Genomic DNA, 17,185 nt, shown 5'->3' with positions numbered 1-17,185 from the left:
TCGGTAGGCTGTGTCCCTGAAATGCGCTGCGGGCGATCGCAAAATGCTCTATTTTTATGGTAACCCATCAGCCAACTGTCGCCCACTGACAGTCCGAGATTCGCACAATCCGAGATTTGCCATCTTCCGACAGTAATCTAACAGTCCGAGATTTGCCATATTCCGATAGTAATCTAACCATCCGAGATTTGCCATATTCCGATAGTAATCTAACAGTCCGAGATTTGCCATATTCCGATAGTAATCTAACAGTCCGAGATTTGCCATATTCCGACAGTCCGCCAGGGGTTGAAACCCCTGTCTCATAGCAAAAGTCCTCTTGCATAGGACTAGGGAATCATATTTTATTTAGCAATTTGATTCGACCCAGGTATTATCTTGATATGCATTAACATTATTTGCGAATTTTTTACCCACCAATAGGATAATTTTCAATAAATTATTCAGTCCTCTTAAGAGGACTTTCGCTATGAGGCGGGGGTTTCAACCCCTGCCGGACTGTCGGATTATGCGAATATTTTAACCACTGCCGGACTGTCGGATTATGCGAATATTTTAACCACTGCCAGACTGTCGGATTGTGGGAATATTTTAACCCCTGCCAGACTGTCGGATTGTGGGAATATCCTCTTGCATAGGACTGTGGAATCGTATTTTTATTTAGTAATTGGATTCAACCCAGATATTGAATGATATCAAATCTATTAACATCAGAATTATTAATCTCTCTCTTCTCTTTCTCTGTGTGCTCTGCGTTCTCTGTGGTTAAATCATTCCGATCGAACGCTCGACGTTGCACAAAGAGTCAACAAAGGAATTTTCGATGGGATCGGGCGGGTTTATTTAACCTATTTGCACCCCAAAAGGCTCTGGGCGAACCCGCCCCTACATCACACGAATGGTGCAACATATCATATCCAACCGAAATTGATATGATATATAATAAGATTGCTTGATGAAATTCAATTCACAACTCCGAGCATTTTGAATAAATTCTTCAGTCCTCTTAAGAGGACTTTAGCTTTGAGGCAGGGGTTTCAACCCCTGCCGGACTGTCAGATAGTGCGAAATCAGACGGCGGAAAATCAACCAAAAATATTACCATTTTTTCCGCAAGATGACAACGATAATATCCAGGAAAAACCGACATATATTGTAGTAATAATAGCTCTCATATTAGTGGTCATCTCAGAGTTGACAAAGTTAAAATATAGATAACTAACAAATAAAACTTGCTATCTATGAAAATACAATCTTCTGTCTTAGTCCACCTGGGATTTGGCAAATATGTACGCTCCGATCGAGTAACAGCAGTAATACCAATTGAAGAAGAACGGGGGCCGGGTCGGCGCACTTTCGTGCACGTAGACGGCGAAGCAGACCCGATCGTTGCTTCGCGCGCGGAAGATACAATTGTTCGCGATTTGGTGCAGGAACCGCGCGAAATAACTCAAGCTCGGCAGCAACAAGAAATCCTGCAAGATTTGCTGGCAGATTTGAGCAATGTTAACGTCACCGTGCGCCGCATCAGCCGCGATGAAGGCGGACTCGACCTCGAACGTTTGGAGCGCCGCATTCGCCAAATTTTAGAAGCCTAAAAAACAAAGACCGCCCGCGCGGTCTTTCTTATTGTTTGTGTCGCTAAAAATTTTAACTTCAGGGTTTCAATGTAATTTCGATGTCCGCTAAACCAGTAAGTTTTTCTACCACTGGCTCTTCTTCAATTCGCGGTACAAAAATAGTTAAACCTCCCGGAACGCACTCAATAGAAACCGGAGTCATGCCGATGATTTCCCCGTCTAAAACCACTTTTTGAGGCGGATCGGTAGTAATTTTTATTTTTTTTGCCCGCAAATAACCGATGTCGTCGCGATCGGTAGGATTGCCGCTCAAAGCTGTTTGCAAAAGGTGATAAGAAGCTGCGATCGCCCCAGCTTTATTCTGGGGCGCAACCAGCGTCACGTCCAGCAAGCCGTCATCAAAAACAATTCCTGCCGGGCCTTGAGCTAAAATCGAAGTAGCCGGCGCTGCATTCGCCACCGTCACCGCCACAGCAGTAAGGCTGATAATTCTATCTTCGGTTTCGATTTCCGCTTCAAATCTTTCTAAATTGTTTAACTGTTTAATTCCCGACAGAATGTAAGCCAGCATTCCCCAGCGATTCTTCATTTCGCGATCGGCGAGTTCGACAGTTTCTGCCTCAAAACCCACTCCCGCTAACAAAACCATCGGCATTTCACCGTTGCAAATCGCCGCATCCACCACCCGCGTCAACCCTCCAAAAATAGTGGCGCAGGCGGTTTCAATTGTATTCGGAATCTCTAAAGCATTAGCAAAAGCATTAGCCGTTCCCCGCGAAATAATTCCTAAAGGAATATTTGTGCCGACAATCGCCCCAGCAACTGCTGATAATGTGCCGTCGCCCCCGCAAGCAATAATTTCCTCAACTCCTCTATCAACAGCTTCGCGGGCGATTTGATCTGCGTCTACTTCTGGGGTTGTCAGCCGAATGTCTAAGTCAATAAAAGGCTCTAAAAGTTCCTGAATTTTAGCTAAGTCTTGGTCGGGGTCGCTGTTGCCGGCGACGGGATTGAAAATTAGGCAAGCTGAACGTTTCATAGTTGGTAATAGGTAATAGGTAATGGGTAATGGCTGAACTGAAACCCTCGATTTTTTTTCGTTTGTCTCGAAGTTTCGATAGCCATCGCATCCCCCTTAATAAGACCCATTTTGACTGTTCTTATCCCCCCCTGATTAAGGGGAGTTAAGGGGGAGCAAGACTCAACTATAACGCTGATTGATATCATGTCCGATCGAGTGACCGCGATTAACAGGGCGGGTTTTTGAGATTGTCAATTATTGGCAAATATTTTTCGTGAACCCGCCCCTACCGTATTAGGGGTAATCGACCCAACATAATATGAGACATGGTTTTAAGATTAAGTTAACACAAATGCCATGCCCGCTAAACTTCGACAACAACCCTCACCTATTTTTCAAAGGTTTAGTTAAGACTTGACAAAAGTCCACTCTAAGACTTCGCGGGGAGCTTTGTGCAACGCTTCCTTAATTTCCTCGTTGCTGTCAAACTTGACTTGATTCAAATTGCACGCTTCGACGTTCACAGTAAACTTATCTTCTTCAAAAGGCCAAGGAGTTACAGTAACGAGTTCGTTGCTGTGCTGTACAATATCGTAGCGCTTGCCGTCCGGGCCGACAGCAATTTCTAAAGCTCGTTCTCCGGCCGGTAACTCGCGGCAGCAAAGAATTAATGATAGCCGATCGCACCACTGGAAAAAAGCATAAGCTGCCTTAGCATCTTCCTGAGAAATATTCAACTCTTTTTGCCATTTTTTTTGATTTTCCAGTTGTTCGTCCAAAAATTCGTCGAGTTCCTTCGACTCTCCCCGCTTTCCTTCATTGAGATAGCTCATGTGCATAGAAATCAGCATGGCTACCCACCTACCGCGATATAGGGAATTCTGCGCCATAGCTTTAATTTTCGGCAGAGAAGTTTCCGTCTGCAACGTAAAATCAAAGGGCGCGCCCGCTTCAGTTAAAATATTTTCTTCCCACTCTTTCTCCAAATCATCGTGATGCGAAATCGCGGCTATGGTTTCGTACAAGCGAAGCGGAGATTTCGAGCGCTTCCACTGTCCGCCAAGTTGGGCGGCGAGCAAAGCATGGGCGCGGTGGTAAATAATTTCCCAGCCGGTGGCGGTTAAGTTAGCAATCATGGAATTTTTCTCCTGAATTAAGTGAGGTTGGTTTTGTGGAACAGGTATCTTGCCTGTTTGGGCGGGCTCGCGTGCCCAACCCACAATCAAATTGAATTTTTGTGGAACAGGCTGGAAAGCCTGTTTGGGCGGGCTCGCGTGCCCAACCCTACTCCCCGCAATCAAATTGAATGACTGATGCTAAATCACAAAAGGTTCGATCGAGATATCCTGCCATTTCCCCTCAAATCGTTCGACAACCATAGGTCGGATGCGGAACTTGGGGGGACACCCATTGAGAACATCAATCCGCAAACACGAATAAGGACGGCGTTTGTAGGAACCTTGGCCGCTGCGGCCGACAAATAGCAAAGATTCCGCTACCCGCCGGCTGGCTGTTTCGGAACCAGACTGCCGCGCCAACCGATAAGCTTCAGGACTCAATGCTTCCTGCAACATCGGCCCTTCCGGACGCTGGCGGCGGAGACTGTGGCCGCTTCCCCCGCAGACAATCCAATTAATCCCAGAGTCGCCGTGTCCGGTATTCCCAGTCCGCAGGTATTCCAAACAGTGAGCGTGGCCAGTCAGCACCAAATCTACTAGCGGACGCCCCTGCGCCACATCCCCAACTGCATCGGCCACCCCGTCGAGTACCTCGCGCAATCGCAACCGAACCGCCAAAGTTTGAGCTTGATTCCACTTTGTTGCCTCGGTCACGTAGGGGGGATGGTGCAGGTAAATTACCCGCCCCCGCACCTCGGAATCGCCCCAAGAGTTAATCAGCCTTTTTTTCAGCCATTCGAGCTGTTCAACGTCGGTGGCGGCTGTTTTGTCGGGGGACAGTTGTTTGTCAATATCCATCAACATTTCGTCAACTTGCTCTAATTTGGCGGTCAAGTCGTCTAGCTGTTCGTCTTCCTCGGGAATCTCCGGCTTGAGCCGATCGCACATTTCGAGCATTGCCAATTTTTCTTGTTCCAACTTCTGGCGATCGAGTTCCAAATTCTGGCGGCGAATGTCGCCCTGTTTGGTTTTCGGGATCGGTAAGGGTTCGTTGAAGGTGTTGGAGTCGAGGGCGAAGAAGTCGATGCCGCCGCTGCGGAAGGTGTAGTAGCGGTTGGGTAAGCGGGTAAAGCGTCCGGGTTGGTAGCGGAGGCAGCGGCCTGTGCTGGTGCTGGCGGTGTAGTGGGCGTCTAGGTGGCGATCGAGTTCTCCCGGCATTTTGTGAGCTTTGAGGTAGTCGAGAAAGGCTTTGGCGTAGGTATTTCCGCGATCGGAACCGTGCCAGCCGACATCGAGATCCAACTTGGAACCCAACAGCCGGCGCAGCGGCAAAGCTGTCGCCGACAGAATGCCGTAGACTATGGGCAAGTCGTAATAGTCGTGGTTTCCCGGTACGGGCAAAAACGGAAAGTTAAACACCATGCGATCGTAGGCAATCCGAGAGGGATGCTCGCCGCCGACTATAAATTCTCGGTAGGGGCGAATAAAGTTTTGCAAGTAATATTCGCTGGAACCGACGAGATAAACTACATCGCCCGTGTGGAGGACGAAACGGCAGGTTTCGCGCTCGGAGACCATCTGTTCGGCAATCTGCCGCTGGGGATTGTAGCCGCGGTGATTGCCCGTGCCGCTGTCGCCTACGACTAAAAACGAAAACTCTGGAGAGTCGGTGGTTTGAGATTCTAAAACCATCCGAGTTTGGTCTATTCCCCGATGGACGATCGACTGTTCTTGCCACCGCACCCGCTCGTTCATTTTGCGGATTTTGACTTTTATTTGCGGGTCGGAAACGAATTTCAATTCACCTCTTCTCCAAAATTGCTGAGTTCCTAGTTAATAGTGTAGCGATCGGGCGAGTTTTTACATCTCTCTAAAAGCTGAAAATCGAGGCGCTGGGACTCAGAAACCTGGTTTTTTAGGAGAATACTGCCTGACAACTGAGATATTGCACCATTCTCAATAAGCTTTTTAGGAACAGGCTTTTCGGCCTGTTCCACAATAAAATTCATCTCTTGTGGAACAGGCCGAAAAGCCTGTTAAGCGAGAATGGTGCAACATCTCAGTTGCAACTCACATCTTGTCGCATTCTCAATAAGCCTGTTATGGGCGGGTTCTGGGGTTCACCCCACAATAAAATTCACTCTTTGTGGAACAGGTCGGAAAGCCTGTTAAGCGAGAATGGTGCAATATGTGAGACGATCGCGCTTGGAGTCGCAGAGTGCGATCGATCCCTACACCCTGGCCCAAGTGGGCAACATCAGATAGAACGCAGTAAAAAAATATAAAATGGAAGCAATACAACTGTCTTTATTCTCAAATGAGGAAGAATTAATTCCTGCCAAAAAGCAGAAGAAAGCAAAATTAGGGCGTTACGAACGCATCCAACGCGAACTAGAAGCAAATGACTGCGACCCCTACAAGATATTCATTGATGTTGAATCTCAGTCACTGCCAAAATCAGACTATACATTTGTCGATCTTTTTTGCGGTGCGGGCGGCATGACCCAAGGTTTATTGCAAGCAGGTTTTCGACCAGTAGCAAGTGTTGAAATTAATGCGATCGCCTCGGCAACTCATACAAAAAACTTTCCTGATTGCCATCACTTGTGCGACGATATAAAAAACTTAAATCCCCAAAATTTGCTCGCTGAAATTGGTTCGCCAGAAGTTCATGTTGTTGTAGGTGGGCCGCCGTGTCAAGGCTTCTCAGTTGCAGGAAAACGCGACCCCAACGACCCTCGAAATCGCTTATTTAGAGAGTTTGTCCGCGTTGTCTCTGAAATACGTCCTTGGTATGTTGTCATGGAAAACGTACCAGGAATATTGACTATACAAAAAGGAGCTGTTAAGCAAGCCATTTGCGAGGCTTTTCAAGAAATTGGCTATCCCCATATGTCCGTTGCTGTTCTGGAATCAGCCGCCTATGGAGTCCCGCAAATCCGCCCGCGAGCTATTTTTATTGCCAATAGATTCGGGATGCCAAATCCCTATCCGAAGCCGCAATTGTTACCCGAACAATACAAAGCGATTGAGTCAGCAATTGATGATTTACCAGAGTATACTCCCATCCCCGAAATTAACCACGAATGGACTCGTCATTCTGTTGAGTACATGGAAAGACTTGCTAAAGTTCCACCAGGCGGTTCTTTGTATGAAAGCTACGCCGATGCTTTCAAGCGACAGTATCCGGGAAAACCCAGTATGACTGTTAAAGAAAATCACGGCGGCACTCATATTCATCCTTATCTCAACCGCGTTATTTCAGCTCGCGAAATGGCTAGATTGCAAAGTTTCCCGGATTCATTTATTTTTGAAGGTTCAATGAAAAAGGCAATGTGGCAAATTGGAAATGCCGTGCCGCCCCGTTTAGCAGAGTGTATCGGTTTTGCACTTATTCCATATTTGACTGATATTGCGCTTAACAAGCCTAGCTTAGTTACTGTTAAACCTCCCGAACAGAGTCAGCTAGTTTTTGATTGAGAGCATTTCGCCAAGTTTCAAAATCATACCAGCCGCATCCTGTGCAGCCTTCCTCAGCTTCAGCGCCGCGCTGATGTATGGAAGGCCAGTCTTCGCCTCTTTCATACCAAAACTTGATTCCGAAAGGTGTGCCTCTTTTCCCTGTTTTGATGCAGCGTTCGCAACTTCGAGATTTTAGAAGATTGTGATTGCCTGAAGCATCTTTTTTGAGCAACTGAAACTTTGCCTTGATTTCAGATTCGCTCATAGATGCCAGGTGTGGTGGCTCATTATCTCCCCAACGCTCCATTGGGAATCTATGGTCAATTACTAACTCATGAGCTGCTCGTTTTCTCTGTTCGATTACATCTGTATAAAAGTAAACTTCGAGAATTCTTTTTACCAGAGAAGCGGGTATGTTAGCAGCAGAATTTGCTGATTTAATTTCTCCTGTCCACAAATCGCCCAAACGTGTTGCCTGACAAGTTTGACAGTATCTCTTTTCTGTTACAATAACCAGACCGGGGCGCTTCCTTGTTCCGCGCTGCAATCCCTGAATTCCGCCACCGCCAGCATATTGAGCTGATGCTATCTGTTTGCCTTCGCACTCCCGACAGTGCCATTTTTGGTCTGAGAGGAGATTAAAGACTTTGAATTGAGTTGAGTCTTGTTTTAATTGAGCTTTAATTGTTCCTGGTAAATCTTGATTGCTCACTCTATATTTTCCGCTTCTATTTCTAGATTTTCGAGAAGATTGGAAACTGTTGTGCCCAAGCCGGTAGCTAGACTTGCAATTGCAGTGATTGACGGATTTCTGACTCCGCGTTCGACTCCAGATATATAGGTGCGGTCTAAATTAGCCCGCATTCCCAGCTCCTCTTGCGAAATTCCCAACGCTGTCCTGCGTTGCTTTACGAGATGACCTAAAGCACGCAGAATTTTCTGTTTCGATCGACTCATCTGCCAATTTTCAGTCTCTGCGGACGATCGGTCTACGGACGATGTGTCACATATCTGAAAAGTTCGATCGCCCCAAATTCCCCATCCCGACTGAAGACGGATGCCTCGCAGAGGTACAATAGGGCGATCGCACTCCCCGACTCCAAGCGCGATCGAGCTCTACACCCTGCCCGAAATGGGCAACATCAGATAGAATTTCGGGTTGGTATTTAGGCAGACAGCTTGAAGAGTCGTCAAAACCACAAATCCCATCATCGCGAGTAATGTACCGATTTCTAGTTATTCGTTTTTTTCACAAGCCATAATTGTTTGGCGATAAAGCTTGCACATCACAGTAAAGAGCGTTATTCTTAAAGAGACAACTTAAAAACGACTCACAGATACTTATGACGTAGCCTGCCTAGCACCCATTTGCATAAAATATCCAGCGTGAATTTTACTTTCAGCGGGATAGTTGTGTCAAAAAAAGGTGCCAAAATGGGAACAGGTAAATCAAAGCTGCATAAGTTGACCGTAGAAGCAATTAAAGCGGGCCGCATCTGTATTTCAGTACACGCCATAGATCGCATGGAAGAATGTGATCTTCTGGTAGAAGGCGTTATCGATTCAGCGCTGCGTGGCACTGTGATTGAAGAAAATTTTTACTACAAACGTTATTATAATCCTACTTGCTCGATCAACGGCATCACCAAGAGTGGTGTTAAAGTTAATAGTGTCTGGGCATATAATGAAGAGACAAAGTGGGCTATGCTCGTTACAGCGTACTGTGATAAAGGCTGGTTCAGCCGCCGTGTAAGGAGATAAAGTTGCTGCCTTTTGAGAAATGCCCCGTTTGTGCGGGGCAAATACTAGAAAAAGAAGTAAATCAGAAAATCAAAGGAGGCGGAAAAGTAGTAACGCTCAAAGTTCCCGCCTATGTTTGCAGTCAGTGTTCGGAACGACTGTACTCTCTTGATATTGTCAAGAAGTTTGAAAGGATCAAAGCACAACTCGAACGCCCCGTTTAGCAGAGTGTATATGTTTTGCACTTATTCCATACTTGACTGATATTGCTGTGAACAAATTTAAGCAGCCTGAAATAATCGTTCTAGCTTCTTAGTTGCTGGCAATGGTTTACCTTCTGCTTGACAGCTTTCGATTAGCAACTCTAGCACCTCTCGCGCATTATAGATAGCTTCTTCATAAGAATCTCCGTGAGTTACTGGTTGCATTACATCCTCAAATTCAGGCAAAAACACGACAAAGCACCGATCGTCTTCTGACCATTGGATCACAACTGTATATTTCATGGTTCTGTCTCCTCTGCTTCGATTTGCCTCAGCACCTCAATTGTTTCGTTTACTAACTTCTCTAAATATAGTTTAGCATCATTTCCGTCTTTGCCAGCTATGATAATAGCCTTGGCTAATTTGGGATGCTTCCACTTACTATGACTGCCTTTGGCGGGCTGACAAATGAATCCTGCTTTTAGTAATAGGCTTTTCAATTCTCTAATCTTTTTAGGCATAAGTGAATGGGAGCAGATATTGTACAATAACTCTACGCTATCTGTAATCGTTTTCGCAAAGTCTGACGTTCTGGTAGAGGTTTGCCATCTTCTTGATAAAGTTCAATCAATGTTTCTAACAATTATTGTCCCTGTTTTGCTGCTTCCTCGTAAGTGTGTCCGTGAGTGCAAGGCTGCATGACATCGGTAAACTCCGGCCAACTGACAACAAAAAGTCGATCTTCTTCTGACCACTCGATGATGAGACTGTAATGGCTATTCATTCTTCTATCTCCTTCAGCTTCTGCAAATCGGTTATTTTAATCAGCTTGTTGCTCCTCAACCCTATTTATTGTTAATTCTCGATCCCAGCTTTGAGCAAATATTTTTAATGCTTTGATATCCTCTGATGAGATATTCCCCTCAATTTCCTCATTCTGAAATCGTAGAATTTCACCTCTACCATCTTTCGCAGTAATTGTAAGTGTTTTTTCTTGCTGCCAAATACGATACCGATCTCCCTCAAGAAATTTACCGCCTTCGGGTGTTTTTCTGCCGTAGTTCCTTAAGACTGTTTCCGCAGTTTGCACCATATCTAGACTATATTCATATAACAAAATATCACTAGCAAATTTGGGCATACCTGCTTTTTTTTCCAAAAATTCAAGTAATTCAGCAACAGTCTTCGGAGGTTTTTTGTACCTTTGCGACTGTTGCCGTAATAATCTCACTATTAAGTCCGGGTATTCGTCAAATAGCTCGCTCATAAACTCATCAGGTGACAGCGATTTGATGTTCCAAGGAGCTAAATCCTTTGCTTTGAAATCCGCTAGATTGCTGGTAACAATGACATCAGCCTTGGCTGTTACAGCAGCAGCAAGAACATGACGGTCTTTAGGGTCATTTTTCATGATTTGCTCTAAGCCGACAGGTACTTCAATTATTGCTTCGGGAAAGGCTGCATTGATTTCCGCTTCAAGATTGATTGCTTTCTCCTGGCATAATATCCCTTGGCGGACAAGGTTGCTCATTGCTTCATCAAGGATTTTCTGCGACCAATACGGTAAATACAGACCAGCCTCGGCGGTGGAAAGCAGAGTATCGCGCAGATACATAGGAAACAGGACACAAGCATCGAGGACAACACTAAGCTTAGACATATTAATGTTGGAATTATTTCTATGCCTCGTACAAACCAGCTTCTTCGGTCATCTCGATTAGCCGATCCAAGTGTTTGCGACGTTTGTTGTCTCGATGTTCTTTATATAAAGTTAAATCCTCCAAACGAATACGTCTATGCTTTCCTACTTTGATACAAGGAATTTCTCCCTGGTCTAGTAACTTGACCAGAAATGGTCGGGATACATTCAGAATATCAGCAGCTTCTTGTGTTGTCAGTTCGTGATTGTGAGGTACTAGAGAGATAGCTTGACCTGATGCCATTGCACGCACGACCTGACGCAAAATGCTGTAGACTGATTCAGGAATTACTATCTCTTCTCCGTTACTTCCGACTAATTTTGGTTGTGCAAATTCGTGGCTGAGAATCCGATATAATTTTGCTATTTCTTCTTGTTTTTGTTCAGGAATCAAAACTGACTCAAGCGATGCTTTTTGGTTCAACATAATTAATATCTTTTTTGATGTGATTGTTTTTGAAGCAAAGAGCCAATATTTTATGCCTCAGCAGACAGAGGCCGCGATCGGGGAAAACCTGTGCAGCCATTGCTGGAAGGGTATGTAAGTATTTGGCCGGCATATACTTGGTTGTTTCCTTCACGATAACACTTACTCTGCCATAAACGCAATATCCGAAACAAACGAAATATTCAAATCCAGAAATCGGAAAGTTCGATCGCCCGATCGCCCGAAATTCCCCATCCCGACTCAAGACCGATGCCTCGCAGATGTACAATAGGGCGATCGCACTCTCTGACTCCAAGCGCGATCGATCCCTACACCCTGCCCCAAGTGGGCAACATCAGATAGAACGCAGTAAAAAACTAGAAACAGGTTTATTGCAAGCTGGTTTTCGGCCAGTAGCAAGTGTTGAAATCAATGGTGCTTTTGTTTCAAGATGAGCATCGATCGCCAAAGAATAACGTATAATGAGACTATCGCTAACATTGAGGGAAGATGACTTCTCAAACGATCGAACTTTTGGAAGATTTGCTAGGCAAGTTACAACACTTACTCCCGGAAAATCAGCAGCTTCTGTTAACTTTTGCAGAGTTTTTGCTGGAACGACAGATGCGATCGAACCCCGAAAACACTTCAGTTGAAGCTGAACCTCCTCCTGGGCAACAACGGGTTTTGGGCCTGCATCAAGGGATGGGCTGGATGAGTGAGGATTTTAACGAGCCACTTCCTGATGCGTTTTGGTTGGGTGAAGCATGAATATTTTGCTGGATACGCACGTCTTGATTTGGCTGGCGATTTCTCCCCAAAACTTATCGCAACAAGCGACGAATATTCTCACCGATCCAACTCATACTTTCTCCTCTGCTTCGATTTGCCTAAGCACCTCAATTGTTTCATTTTACGCTATCTGTAATCGTTTCCCCAAGGTCTGAGGTTCTGGTAGAGGTTTGCCATCTTCTTGATAGAGTTCAATCAATGTTTCTAACAATTCTTGTCCGTGTTTGGCCGCTTCTTCGTAAGTGTGTCCGTGAGTGCAAGGCTGCATGACATCGGTAAACTCAGGTAAACTGACAACAAAAAGTTGATCTTCTTCTGACCACTGGATAATGATACTGTAATGGCTATTCATTCTTCTATCTCCTTGAGCTTCTGTAAATCAGAAATTACTCTTTTTTCGTGATAATTGGGTGCATCATCACCATCATTACCTGATAGTGTAATTTTTTCAGGTAATAATGGGTGTTCCCATACAGTGTGACTGCCTTTTCCCTGTCTGTAAGTAAAGCCGGCTTTTAGTAATAGGCTTTTCAATTCTCTGATTTTTTTAGGCATGAGTGATGCCCGCTAATGAGGTTTAGGATATTATAGCCGATCGCCCAAACGACAAAAACCGAGTTGATTTAAGAAACCGGGTTTTTACCAAATCTGCGGGCTGAAACAAAGTATTTTCGTAAAAAACCCGGTTTCTGGGCCCATGTGTAAGTCCTATGACTCTTGTATCCCCTCGCAGAGGTACAATAGGACGATCGCATTCCCCAACTCCCACCGTGATAGAGCGCTACACTTTGCCCGAAATGGGCAACATCTGGACTGAAACCGCCAAACTGAAAACCTGGCTGCAAGTAGAAATCGCTGTCTGCGAAGCTCAAGCCGAACTCGGCTACATCCCCGCCGCGGCAGTCGAAGAAATCAAAGCTAAGGCTAATTTTGATCCCAAACGAGTCCTCGAAATTGAAGCCGAAGTCCGCCACGACATGATCGCCTTCTTGACAAATGTCAACGAATATGTAGGCGATGCCGGCCGCTACATTCACCTCGGCTTAACCAGTTCCGATGTGCTCGATACCGCTTTGGCGCTGCAATTAGTCGCCAGCGTCAATATTTTGTTAGAACGTGTCGAAGAATTGAGTCAAGCTATTCGCTATCAGGCTCAACAGCATCGCAATACCGTCATGGTTGGCCGATCGCACGGAATTCACGCCGAACCGATCACCTTTGGCTTTAAACTAGCAGGATGGCTGGCAGAAGTGTTTCGCAGCCGAGAAAGATTGGTGAATTTGCGATCGTCCATTGCAGTCGGCAAAATCTCCGGCGCAGTCGGAACCTATGCTAATATTGACCCGCGAATTGAAGCGATCGCCTGTCAAAACCTCGGCCTCGAACCGGATACCGCATCGACTCAAGTCATTTCGCGCGATCGCCACGCCGAATACGTCCAAACCTTAGCACTCTTAGCAGCATCGATCGAGCGTTTTGCAGTAGAAATCCGCAACCTGCAACGCACCGACGTTCTCGAAGTCGAAGAATTCTTTTCCAAAGGGCAAAAAGGCTCATCCGCCATGCCCCACAAACGCAACCCGATTCGATCGGAAAGACTGACAGGAATGGCGAGAATTGTCCGCGCCAACGCTGTCGCAGCCTTAGAAAACGTTGCACTTTGGCACGAAAGAGACATCTCTCACAGTTCCGTAGAACGGATGATTTTGCCCGACAGTTCTACAGTAACTCACTTCATGTTAGTAGAAACCACAGACTTAGTAAAACACCTGCTAGTCTATCCCGAAAACATGAAACAAAACATGAACCTTTACGGCGGAGTCATCTTCAGCCAGCGCGTGATGTTAGCTTTAGTAGAAAAAGGCACAAGTCGCGAAGACGCCTACAAAATTGTGCAATCTTGTGCTCACGAAGCCTGGAACAAACCGGGCGGCAATTTCTACAATTTAATTGCTAAGGACGATCGGGTAACAGCTAAGATGACTACCAAAGAAATTGATGATTGTTTCGATCCGCAGTATCAATTGAGGCACTTAGACTTAGTGTATCAGCGCTTGGGAATTTGATGAGAATTAACAATTAAAAATTACTTCGAGAAGTGATTTATCATTCTCGCGCTTGTCCCACAGTCCGCCGGGGGTTAAAACCCCCGTCTCATAGCTAAAGTCGGTTAAAACCGACTGAAAGACTCATAAAATAAAAGTTTTAGAGAAATATTTCAGTCCTCTTCAGAGGACTTTAGCTATGAGACAGGGGTTTCAACCCCTGTCGGTCTGGCGGGATGACAGACAACACGAAAAGCGCGAAAATTCCCCAAGATAGGAAATGTAAAAACTCTATTAAATATCCACTTAACACAGCTATGAAATCAAACAGATCTACCAAATATTTAATTGTATTCGCTCTAATATTACTATCTACAACCACACTGCATCATACAACATTTGTCCGCGCCCAGGAGCCGCCACAAGTGCAAATTACCCAACCAGAACCAAACCCAGTAGTACCTGAAAGCATTTTCATGAGTCAACTTCCCAGTGGAGCACGACTGGTTGACATCCGCAGCGTAAATCCCAACATTCGGCTCGATATCCGATACGCCACTACTAACAATTTCTTGAAACGAAAACTTTACCCTATATCGAAATGCGCCTTGAGAAGTTCTGTTGCTCAACAGTTAGCGCTGGTTCAAACAGATTTGGAAAAAATCGGATTGGGTTTGAAAGTTTACGATTGCTACAGGCCTTTCTCTGTGACTAAGCAAATGTGGCAAGCTTGGCCAGATCCGCGCTATGTTGCTAATCCTGCTAGGGGTTCGCGGCACAATCGCGGTGCTGCTATTGATTTGACTTTAGTCGATCGCACTGGCAAAGAATTAGAAATGCCTACACCTTACGATGATTTTACCGAAAAAGCTCACGGAGATTATCAAGGGGGCAGCGCGGAATCTCGGAAAAATCGTCAAGTGCTTAAGGATGCGATGAAAAAACACGGATTTATGAGTATCACAACTGAATGGTGGCACTTTGATTCGGAAGATTGGCAGAAGTTTGCGATTCTGGATATATCACTTTCCGAGATTCCTTAATTACTGGAGTAGCGTCTACGAGGCACTACAAGATACAAGGGTTCGATCGTTCATCGGTTAATAGACCTCTTGCAAAAATAACTAGGACGGGCTCTGGGGCCCATCCCACAAGAAAAAATAACTCTTGTGGGATGGACCCCAGAGCCCGTCCAATAAATTTATGAAAAGGACTTTTGCAAGAGGTCTAATGAAGCTCTACATCGCACAAATCCCGCCGTCAGAAAGAATTGTGTTAGCAGGCGATCGCACCAGGAAAGTCGAGACCGCTTGCCAAAACCCTTCAATAACGTATTTAATACGCTGTAAAAATAAGTCGCGCTTCGGAATTTGTTCGGCAGTTAGCGTGGCATTGAAATATTGAATAAATGGATATTTTTCTCTGGTTAAGACGATTTCCGATACTTCTGCTGTCCTGCTCTTTTTTTACGAGCGATCGCTTCATAGGGATCTTCATCCCCTTCCGCATATTGCATCAACTCTGTCATAGACCAACCGATAGCATAGGCAAACTGAACTAACTTTTGCAATCTGGGATCGGCTTTGCCCTCGTTCCAGTTCACCAGCGTGTTGAATGCAACTCCTGTAATCCTTCCTAGTTCCCTAGAACTACCAACGCGCTCATCCTCCACCAACGCCTCTATTAACTGACCGAGACGTTTATGGATTCCAGTATTGATCGCTAGATTTTCCTCTACTTTTGTTGACATTCCTGTTTTCTACTAGCTAAGGAGTTACCGCAGGCATAATTGTATCCCCTGTATTATACCAGAATAACTCGTTTTACAGTCAATCAACGCCGCCCAAAATACAAACAAAGTCGGGATAGGGCATTGCCACGACTCGCTTGACTGACGACGCAGAGGGGACGTAAGACTACCGAAGGTAGCAGACCCCAAAAAAGCGTCAAGAATCATAGTTCGACTACGCTCACTAACCACCGCACATGAAAGGGCGATGAGTATGTCAACGCACTTGTACTAAAAATTCGTATTCGTACCCCCGGAAATTTGAGTCTAGTTGTAATGTGTAATTGCCAGTTACTGGCACTTTTCCAGTCCACTCTGTTTCATTGCCTTGATAAGGATCTCCGGCTAAAAGTTTGCCACGAGGAGTTAGAATTTGCGGGAAAACATCTTTCCGATTCCTAACAGTCATTGTTTGACCTTTTCGGGCGCGAATCCGGTAAGAGTGGGTGCCGCCGCCGATGATTCGACCTTTAACAATTGCCTCATCTCCTCCCGGTAGAAAATTAATCTGCTGGTTGACGTTAGAACAACTGCTTTCGGTGCGGTTTTTGGCAATCCAACCGGGCGGATCGGTAATTCGCAGCCAACCGTTTTGTTCTTCGGCGACTGAAACAAAGGTATTATTTTTAAGTTTTCCTACTATGTTGCTGCCCCTTACTTGGGGGATCGATCGCACATTTAGCGGTGGATTGGGATCGCTGACTACAGCCATACTGATTTTGCAACCAGAATTGGGCGGTGTGACAACTACTGGCTCACCTTTTGGCCCAGAGACTCCTGCAACTAGCGAGGATTGAAGTGCTGGTGTTTTTGCCGGTTGGGGTTGGGATTTCGGAGATTCTGCCGCTTGGGTTTGTGCTTGCAGAGGTTCTGGTTGCCGAGATTCAGGGTTGTTCCTCGGCCCTGCAATCTGGTTTCTGGTGGATGTCGGCGATTCAACGAGGGGAAGATGGGATTGTTTCATCGCACCCGACTGTATAGTTGCAACAGCTACTCCCACCGCTGTTGCAACTCCTGCTAAGCTTACTGTGATGATTTGACCCTTCGTAAATGACATAAAAAACCCTCTCTGTATCTATACTAATAATTTTTGTTTAGGAGTTGAGGCGATCGCCAGTTAATTTATAGTGGAAATACCTAGTGCGGGCCACAGGGTCAGGATTTTTAGATAAAATTTCATATCCATAATTGTCGCAATAATTTGAGTCAATATATACTGGACGCCTATACTGATGGTAATCTTGCTCTGGGTTATCGAAAATTTGGGTTTAAAACCCCGCCCTTCTAGGACGGCTTTACATTAATTTGA

The 17,185-nt window shown here is 45.4% G+C and carries 24 protein-coding genes; 7 read left to right on the top strand and 17 right to left on the bottom strand.

The genetic code is table 11. From position 1 onward, the window contains the following. Positions 1 to 54: 54 nt before the first annotated feature. Complete coding sequence (locus QUB35_RS10295; RefSeq protein ID WP_333141794.1) at positions 55 to 306, bottom strand: hypothetical protein; 252 nt, start codon at positions 304 to 306, stop codon at positions 55 to 57. Positions 307 to 1,241: 935 nt separating this feature from the next. On the opposite strand from QUB35_RS10295, the gene QUB35_RS10290 reads away from it, so the two are divergent. Beyond that, positions 1,242 to 1,598 carry a hypothetical protein gene (locus QUB35_RS10290; protein WP_190740317.1) on the top strand — a complete coding sequence of 119 codons (357 nt, stop codon included), beginning with the start codon at positions 1,242 to 1,244 and terminating at the stop codon, positions 1,596 to 1,598. Positions 1,599 to 1,656: 58 nt separating this feature from the next. Here QUB35_RS10290 and QUB35_RS10285 read toward each other — a convergent pair whose 3' ends face one another. The 4 genes from QUB35_RS10285 to QUB35_RS10270 form a co-directional block, all read right to left on the bottom strand. After that, complete coding sequence (locus QUB35_RS10285) at positions 1,657 to 2,619, bottom strand: YegS/Rv2252/BmrU family lipid kinase (protein WP_333141792.1); 963 nt, start codon at positions 2,617 to 2,619, stop codon at positions 1,657 to 1,659. A 389-nt stretch (positions 2,620 to 3,008) separates the two neighbouring features. Continuing rightward, a complete protein-coding gene (locus QUB35_RS10280) occupies positions 3,009 to 3,737 on the bottom strand; it encodes a DUF3891 family protein (RefSeq protein WP_333141791.1) in 729 nt (242 codons plus the stop codon). A 180-nt stretch (positions 3,738 to 3,917) separates the two neighbouring features. Continuing rightward, a complete protein-coding gene (locus tag QUB35_RS10275) occupies positions 3,918 to 5,519 on the bottom strand; it encodes a metallophosphoesterase (protein ID WP_333141789.1) in 1,602 nt (533 codons plus the stop codon). A 29-nt stretch (positions 5,520 to 5,548) separates the two neighbouring features. Beyond that, complete coding sequence (locus QUB35_RS10270) at positions 5,549 to 5,716, bottom strand: hypothetical protein (protein ID WP_333141787.1); 168 nt, start codon at positions 5,714 to 5,716, stop codon at positions 5,549 to 5,551. Between the two features lie 289 nt (positions 5,717 to 6,005). On the opposite strand from QUB35_RS10270, the gene QUB35_RS10265 reads away from it, so the two are divergent. Beyond that, the gene (locus tag QUB35_RS10265; RefSeq protein ID WP_333141785.1) at positions 6,006 to 7,199 is read left to right on the top strand and encodes a DNA cytosine methyltransferase; all 1,194 of its coding nucleotides are present in this window, start codon (positions 6,006 to 6,008) and stop codon (positions 7,197 to 7,199) included. Here QUB35_RS10265 and QUB35_RS10260 read toward each other — a convergent pair. Next, positions 7,162 to 7,893, bottom strand: a complete 732-nt coding sequence (locus QUB35_RS10260) for a restriction endonuclease (RefSeq protein ID WP_333141783.1) — start codon at positions 7,891 to 7,893, stop codon at positions 7,162 to 7,164. The two genes, QUB35_RS10265 and QUB35_RS10260, sit on opposite strands and share 38 nt — an antisense overlap. After that, positions 7,890 to 8,138 carry a helix-turn-helix domain-containing protein gene (locus QUB35_RS10255; protein WP_333141781.1) on the bottom strand — a complete coding sequence of 83 codons (249 nt, stop codon included), beginning with the start codon at positions 8,136 to 8,138 and terminating at the stop codon, positions 7,890 to 7,892. Before QUB35_RS10255 ends, QUB35_RS10260 begins: the two co-directional genes overlap by 4 nt. Positions 8,139 to 8,567: 429 nt before the next feature. Between QUB35_RS10255 and QUB35_RS10250 the strand changes: the two genes are divergently transcribed. After that, on the top strand, positions 8,568 to 8,942 hold the full coding sequence (locus QUB35_RS10250) for a DUF4258 domain-containing protein (RefSeq protein ID WP_333141779.1): 375 nt from the start codon (positions 8,568 to 8,570) through the stop codon (positions 8,940 to 8,942). 2 nt (positions 8,943 to 8,944) lie between these two features. After that, complete coding sequence (locus QUB35_RS10245) at positions 8,945 to 9,145, top strand: YgiT-type zinc finger protein (protein ID WP_333141777.1); 201 nt, start codon at positions 8,945 to 8,947, stop codon at positions 9,143 to 9,145. Between the two features lie 57 nt (positions 9,146 to 9,202). On the opposite strand, the gene QUB35_RS10240 is transcribed toward QUB35_RS10245, so the two are convergent. From QUB35_RS10240 to QUB35_RS10215, 6 genes are all read right to left on the bottom strand, one after another. Then, positions 9,203 to 9,427: a type II toxin-antitoxin system HicB family antitoxin gene (locus tag QUB35_RS10240; RefSeq protein ID WP_333141775.1), complete on the bottom strand. Its 225-nt coding sequence runs from the start codon at positions 9,425 to 9,427 to the stop codon at positions 9,203 to 9,205. Beyond that, positions 9,424 to 9,645 (bottom strand): type II toxin-antitoxin system HicA family toxin, encoded by a 222-nt coding sequence (locus QUB35_RS10235; protein ID WP_333141773.1) that lies wholly within the window; start codon positions 9,643 to 9,645, stop codon positions 9,424 to 9,426. Before QUB35_RS10235 ends, QUB35_RS10240 begins: the two co-directional genes overlap by 4 nt. A gap of 122 nt (positions 9,646 to 9,767) precedes the next feature. Continuing rightward, positions 9,768 to 9,908, bottom strand: a complete 141-nt coding sequence (locus tag QUB35_RS10230; RefSeq protein ID WP_445252028.1) for a hypothetical protein — start codon at positions 9,906 to 9,908, stop codon at positions 9,768 to 9,770. 36 nt (positions 9,909 to 9,944) lie between these two features. Then, a complete protein-coding gene (locus QUB35_RS10225) occupies positions 9,945 to 10,784 on the bottom strand; it encodes a PIN domain-containing protein (protein ID WP_333141770.1) in 840 nt (279 codons plus the stop codon). Positions 10,785 to 10,803: 19 nt separating this feature from the next. Beyond that, on the bottom strand, positions 10,804 to 11,250 hold the full coding sequence (locus tag QUB35_RS10220) for a helix-turn-helix domain-containing protein (protein WP_333141768.1): 447 nt from the start codon (positions 11,248 to 11,250) through the stop codon (positions 10,804 to 10,806). After that, a complete protein-coding gene (locus QUB35_RS10215; RefSeq protein ID WP_333141766.1) occupies positions 11,225 to 11,566 on the bottom strand; it encodes a hypothetical protein in 342 nt (113 codons plus the stop codon). The genes QUB35_RS10220 and QUB35_RS10215 overlap by 26 nt, the downstream gene beginning before the upstream one ends. Positions 11,567 to 11,760: 194 nt before the next feature. Between QUB35_RS10215 and QUB35_RS10210 the strand changes: the two genes are divergently transcribed. Next, a complete protein-coding gene (locus tag QUB35_RS10210; RefSeq protein WP_333141764.1) occupies positions 11,761 to 12,021 on the top strand; it encodes a DUF2281 domain-containing protein in 261 nt (86 codons plus the stop codon). A 142-nt stretch (positions 12,022 to 12,163) separates the two neighbouring features. On the opposite strand, the gene QUB35_RS10205 is transcribed toward QUB35_RS10210, so the two are convergent. Beyond that, entirely contained in the window at positions 12,164 to 12,394 is a 231-nt protein-coding gene (locus QUB35_RS10205) for a type II toxin-antitoxin system HicB family antitoxin (RefSeq protein ID WP_293354324.1), read from the bottom strand. After that, a complete protein-coding gene (locus tag QUB35_RS10200; RefSeq protein WP_106148795.1) occupies positions 12,391 to 12,597 on the bottom strand; it encodes a type II toxin-antitoxin system HicA family toxin in 207 nt (68 codons plus the stop codon). Before QUB35_RS10200 ends, QUB35_RS10205 begins: the two co-directional genes overlap by 4 nt. 215 nt (positions 12,598 to 12,812) lie before the next feature. On the opposite strand from QUB35_RS10200, the gene purB reads away from it, so the two are divergent. Further along, on the top strand, positions 12,813 to 14,108 hold the full coding sequence (gene purB / locus QUB35_RS10195; protein WP_333141872.1) for an adenylosuccinate lyase: 1,296 nt from the start codon (positions 12,813 to 12,815) through the stop codon (positions 14,106 to 14,108). Between the two features lie 296 nt (positions 14,109 to 14,404). Next, positions 14,405 to 15,130, top strand: a complete 726-nt coding sequence (locus QUB35_RS10190) for a M15 family metallopeptidase (protein ID WP_333141761.1) — start codon at positions 14,405 to 14,407, stop codon at positions 15,128 to 15,130. A 383-nt stretch (positions 15,131 to 15,513) separates the two neighbouring features. Here QUB35_RS10190 and QUB35_RS10185 read toward each other — a convergent pair whose 3' ends face one another. Next, positions 15,514 to 15,837, bottom strand: a complete 324-nt coding sequence (locus QUB35_RS10185; RefSeq protein ID WP_333141759.1) for a transcriptional regulator — start codon at positions 15,835 to 15,837, stop codon at positions 15,514 to 15,516. Between the two features lie 256 nt (positions 15,838 to 16,093). Next, positions 16,094 to 16,933: an SH3 domain-containing protein gene (locus QUB35_RS10180; protein WP_333141757.1), complete on the bottom strand. Its 840-nt coding sequence runs from the start codon at positions 16,931 to 16,933 to the stop codon at positions 16,094 to 16,096. Positions 16,934 to 17,185: the final 252 nt, after the last annotated feature.

This window comes from Microcoleus sp. B13-B6, assembly GCF_036705405.1.
Lineage (GTDB): Bacteria > Cyanobacteriota > Cyanobacteriia > Cyanobacteriales > Microcoleaceae > Microcoleus.
Note: the sequence above shows the minus strand (reverse complement) of the source record. Positions and strands in the feature narration are given on the sequence as shown.

What these genes read in the sequence shown, in the direction of transcription:
- QUB35_RS10220 (WP_333141768.1), bottom strand. Translation starts at nt 11,250, where the DNA reads ATGTTGAACCAAAAAGCATCGCTTGAGTCAGTTTTGATTCCTGAACAA.
- QUB35_RS10225 (WP_333141770.1), bottom strand. Translation starts at nt 10,784, where the DNA reads ATGTCTAAGCTTAGTGTTGTCCTCGATGCTTGTGTCCTGTTTCCTATG.
- QUB35_RS10235 (WP_333141773.1), bottom strand. Translation starts at nt 9,645, where the DNA reads ATGCCTAAAAAGATTAGAGAATTGAAAAGCCTATTACTAAAAGCAGGA.
- QUB35_RS10290 (WP_190740317.1), top strand. Translation starts at nt 1,242, where the DNA reads ATGAAAATACAATCTTCTGTCTTAGTCCACCTGGGATTTGGCAAATAT.
- QUB35_RS10295 (WP_333141794.1), bottom strand. Translation starts at nt 306, where the DNA reads ATGAGACAGGGGTTTCAACCCCTGGCGGACTGTCGGAATATGGCAAAT.
- QUB35_RS10255 (WP_333141781.1), bottom strand. Translation starts at nt 8,138, where the DNA reads ATGAGTCGATCGAAACAGAAAATTCTGCGTGCTTTAGGTCATCTCGTA.
- QUB35_RS10185 (WP_333141759.1), bottom strand. Translation starts at nt 15,837, where the DNA reads ATGTCAACAAAAGTAGAGGAAAATCTAGCGATCAATACTGGAATCCAT.
- QUB35_RS10280 (WP_333141791.1), bottom strand. Translation starts at nt 3,737, where the DNA reads ATGATTGCTAACTTAACCGCCACCGGCTGGGAAATTATTTACCACCGC.
- QUB35_RS10190 (WP_333141761.1), top strand. Translation starts at nt 14,405, where the DNA reads ATGAAATCAAACAGATCTACCAAATATTTAATTGTATTCGCTCTAATA.
- QUB35_RS10200 (WP_106148795.1), bottom strand. Translation starts at nt 12,597, where the DNA reads ATGCCTAAAAAAATCAGAGAATTGAAAAGCCTATTACTAAAAGCCGGC.
- QUB35_RS10285 (WP_333141792.1), bottom strand. Translation starts at nt 2,619, where the DNA reads ATGAAACGTTCAGCTTGCCTAATTTTCAATCCCGTCGCCGGCAACAGC.
- QUB35_RS10205 (WP_293354324.1), bottom strand. Translation starts at nt 12,394, where the DNA reads ATGAATAGCCATTACAGTATCATTATCCAGTGGTCAGAAGAAGATCAA.
- QUB35_RS10230 (WP_445252028.1), bottom strand. Translation starts at nt 9,908, where the DNA reads ATGAATAGCCATTACAGTCTCATCATCGAGTGGTCAGAAGAAGATCGA.
- QUB35_RS10180 (WP_333141757.1), bottom strand. Translation starts at nt 16,933, where the DNA reads ATGTCATTTACGAAGGGTCAAATCATCACAGTAAGCTTAGCAGGAGTT.
- QUB35_RS10240 (WP_333141775.1), bottom strand. Translation starts at nt 9,427, where the DNA reads ATGAAATATACAGTTGTGATCCAATGGTCAGAAGACGATCGGTGCTTT.
- QUB35_RS10210 (WP_333141764.1), top strand. Translation starts at nt 11,761, where the DNA reads ATGACTTCTCAAACGATCGAACTTTTGGAAGATTTGCTAGGCAAGTTA.
- QUB35_RS10265 (WP_333141785.1), top strand. Translation starts at nt 6,006, where the DNA reads ATGGAAGCAATACAACTGTCTTTATTCTCAAATGAGGAAGAATTAATT.